The organism is Microcystis sp. M49636_WE2 (assembly GCF_030065375.1).
In the GTDB taxonomy this organism is placed as follows: Bacteria; Cyanobacteriota; Cyanobacteriia; order Cyanobacteriales; family Microcystaceae; genus Microcystis; species Microcystis aeruginosa_C.
In genome coordinates, this window is the sequence record NZ_JASJFG010000532.1 from 1 (window position 1) to 3257 (window position 3257).

The 3257-nt window shown below is 42.8% G+C and carries 4 protein-coding genes; 3 read left to right on the forward strand and 1 reads right to left on the reverse strand.

The features are described from left to right. The first annotated feature begins 64 nt into the window (after positions 1-64). Entirely contained in the window at positions 65-253 is a 189-nt protein-coding gene (locus PX484_RS12345; RefSeq protein ID WP_002801713.1) for a hypothetical protein, read from the forward strand. A 40-nt stretch (positions 254-293) separates the two neighbouring features. Here PX484_RS12345 and PX484_RS12350 read toward each other — a convergent pair whose 3' ends face one another. Continuing rightward, positions 294-2198: a polysaccharide biosynthesis protein gene (locus PX484_RS12350; protein ID WP_288104061.1), complete on the reverse strand. Its 1905-nt coding sequence runs from the start codon at positions 2196-2198 to the stop codon at positions 294-296. A gap of 103 nt (positions 2199-2301) precedes the next feature. On the opposite strand from PX484_RS12350, the gene PX484_RS12355 reads away from it, so the two are divergent. Together PX484_RS12355 and PX484_RS12360 are read left to right on the forward strand one after the other, a co-directional pair. Beyond that, entirely contained in the window at positions 2302-2523 is a 222-nt protein-coding gene (locus tag PX484_RS12355) for a hypothetical protein (RefSeq protein WP_287765801.1), read from the forward strand. Positions 2524-2581: 58 nt separating this feature from the next. After that, on the forward strand, positions 2582-3257 hold a 676-nt coding region (locus PX484_RS12360; RefSeq protein ID WP_288104063.1), incomplete at its 3' end, for an NAD(P)-binding protein.

Here is a 3257-nt window from a genome sequence, read left to right on the forward strand (position 1 = left end):
GTTATTCTGGTAAAAGTTTCAGCCGGCTAGAATAATCGCTGAAAAACTTTTGTGGGAGTGGATCATGTTACAACGTCTTTTTTTAGCCTTTACCCTCGCTTTTCCCCTTTATTTAAGCATTGCTATTCAACAAACTTCTCCTCTAGCTGATAGAGTAAATCGCCCTTCTTCTCGCGGGATCAATAAAATTGAGCAGACGGTAAAAACTATCCAAAAGCAATTAAAACAAAAGCATTCGGTTCAATTAGATTAATAAATTTTGGCAACAAGAGGAGAAGTAAAACTCCTCTTTTTTACTTTTTACTTGACAAACTACTGGCTATTTGCTGCGGGGGACGGTATTCGGGAACTAAATCTTGTAGGGACCTAACTAAGCCCTGACGGTCATTAACTTGAATAGAATTAAGCAATTGCTCTAATTTGATTTGTAATTTTTCCCAAGCAAGAAAGTGTTCATTAGCGCAAAAAATCTTTGGGTGAGCGGTGGGACGAGCTTTACCGGTATCGATTAATAATTCTTCGTAGAGTTTTTCCCCCGGTCTTAATCCCGTGATTTCAATATCGATATCTTGCCCTAATTCCAAGCCACTTAAACGAATCATCTGTAGGGCCAAATCGTAAATTCTTACCGGTTCACCCATATCTAACAGGAATACCTCACCCCCTCGGGCCATGGCTCCTGCTTGTATAACCAAACGCACCGCCTCTGGAATAGACATAAAATAGCGAATAATATCGCGATGGGTGAGGGTAATATTCTTACGTTGGGCGATTTGTTCCCGGAAACGCGGCACCACGGAACCGCTACTATCGAGAACATTGCCAAAGCGGACGATAGCGCAACAGGTGGAACTGTCGGGTAAAGCGGCCAAAGCTTGCACGACTAACTCAGCACAGCGTTTGCTGGCCCCCATAATGTTAGTCGGTCTGACGGCCTTATCGGTGGAAATAAGAACTAAATTACTAACTGAATTCTCGATCGCGATCTGAGCGACATTTAAAGTCCCCCAAACATTAGTGTAAACCCCCTGACTAGCATTGGCTTCCACAAGGGGAACGTGCTTATAGGCGGCAGTGTGATAAATTGTCTCAATCTGGTGTTGTTGGATGACCCGGTCTAGATGATTGCGGTCGAGAACATTGCCTAGATAGGCATACTTGCGTAAATCCCTATAATTTTCACTTAAATCGAGATCGATTTTGTAGAGGGAAAACTCGTTTAATTCGTAGATTACCAAGCATTTTGGCTTGAGGAAGGCGATTTGTCGGCATAATTCCGAACCGATGGAACCGCCACCCCCGGTGACTAACACCGCTTTACCAGTGACATTTTTTCCCAAAAGTTCGGGATGGGGTAGAATTTCTTCCCGTCCTAATAATTCCGAGACATCGACACTGCGAATCTGATTGATGGTCGCTTCTCCCGATAAAATTTTTGAGAGGGGAGGGACAGTTTTAATGACGATGGGTAAAGTTTCTAGACTTTCGATGATTTGCCGCTTTCTGGCCTTGTCTAGGTTCGGAATAGCGAGAACAACCCAGTCAAAGGCTGTTTTTTGGTGCAGTAGTGCCAATTGAGAGGGGGGATAAACCCTAAAGCCTTGGATCACTCGGTGCTGCAAATCGGGATTATCATCAACAAAGGCCAATAAACGATAGTGGGGGTCATTTTGTAGGGAACGTGCTAATTGACAACCCACAATCCCCGCACCATAGATAACAATTGTCGGTTCCCTATCCACACTACTGACGTAAATATTCAGACGGTGAAAGACAGAACGAATCAACAATCTGATCCCAATAACCAATACTAGGGTTAACAATGCGTCGATAATCAGGACTGAACGCGGCAAAAAGGCATCCCCTTGAAAGTAGGCAATACTGATTAAAACCCCTGAACTATAGAGGACTGCTTGCAGCACGGAGGAAAGAAACTCTAAGCCTGTATAACGTACTACGGGACTGTAAATGCCTTTGAGAGAGAAAACTAGAGTTTTAACGGCAATTAATCCCAATATTTGCCCTAAAAAAGGTCTAATTTGCTCATATTCGAGGCTAAGATTAAACCTGAGAGAGAAGGCTAGATAGATGGTCAGACAAAAAATCAGGCAATCGGTGACAATTAAAAGAGATCGCTTCGATGACCTAGATAGGGAATTAGCTAATTTAAGGATTTTGTTGGCCAGTTTTCTATACATTATCCAATTGATTAATTAATCTTACGGTAAATTTACTTAGCTCCTCTCGACTTTGTGCGATAATCAGTGCTTATTATTCGGACGAGTCTTGCTAGGCAGGGCTTTGAAGAATATATTTCTGGAAAATTCCCCCTATTCTTCTCCCTTCCACACAGAAACAAGAAGAGCCAATATTTTTTATAACAGTAGCGCTACCTGTCTTTCCGGAGATGATATCACCCAAACCCAATTATGTCAAGTGGCGGGATTTGTCAAGACTTTTTTTCCTTTTACCAACTTTTCATCTCTCCCCAAAAATTTTCTGCTCCCGCAAACTAGCCGATAAATCACCGCTAGTCAAGGTTACAATCAAGAATTGACACAAAAATTTATCAACTAAAGTTATGAGTAATCAGTACGATGCGATCGTGATTGGGTCGGGAATCGGGGGATTGGTGACAGCGACGCAATTAGCGGCAAAAGGGGCAAAAGTCTTAGTTTTAGAGAGTTATCTGATTCCGGGGGGCAGCGCGGGTTATTTTGAACGAGAGGGTTATCGTTTTGATGTGGGTGCTTCGATGATTTTTGGTTTTGGCAAAAAGGGGACGACTAACCTCTTAACCAAGGCTTTGGCAGCGGTGGATATGAGTATCGAAACCATTGCCGATCCCGTCCAGATCCATTATCATCTCCCGGACGGATTAGACCTAAAAGTTCATCGCGACTACGAACAATTTTTACAGGAATTAATTAGCCATTTTCCCGCAGAAAAAACCGGTATCCGGCGCTTTTACGATGAATGCTGGCAGGTGTTTAATTGCCTCAATAGTATGGATTTACTATCGTTGGAAGAACCCCGCTATCTGACTAGGGTTTTTTTCCAGCATCCTTTATCCTGTTTGGGATTGGTCAAGTATTTAGCCCAAAATGCGGGAGATCTGGCCAGAAAATATATTAAAGACCCGAAATTATTGAAATTTATCGATATGGAATGTTATTGTTGGTCGGTAGTACCCGCCGATCGCACTCCGATGATTAATGCGGGAATGGTCTTTAGCGATCGCCATTACGGCGGAATTA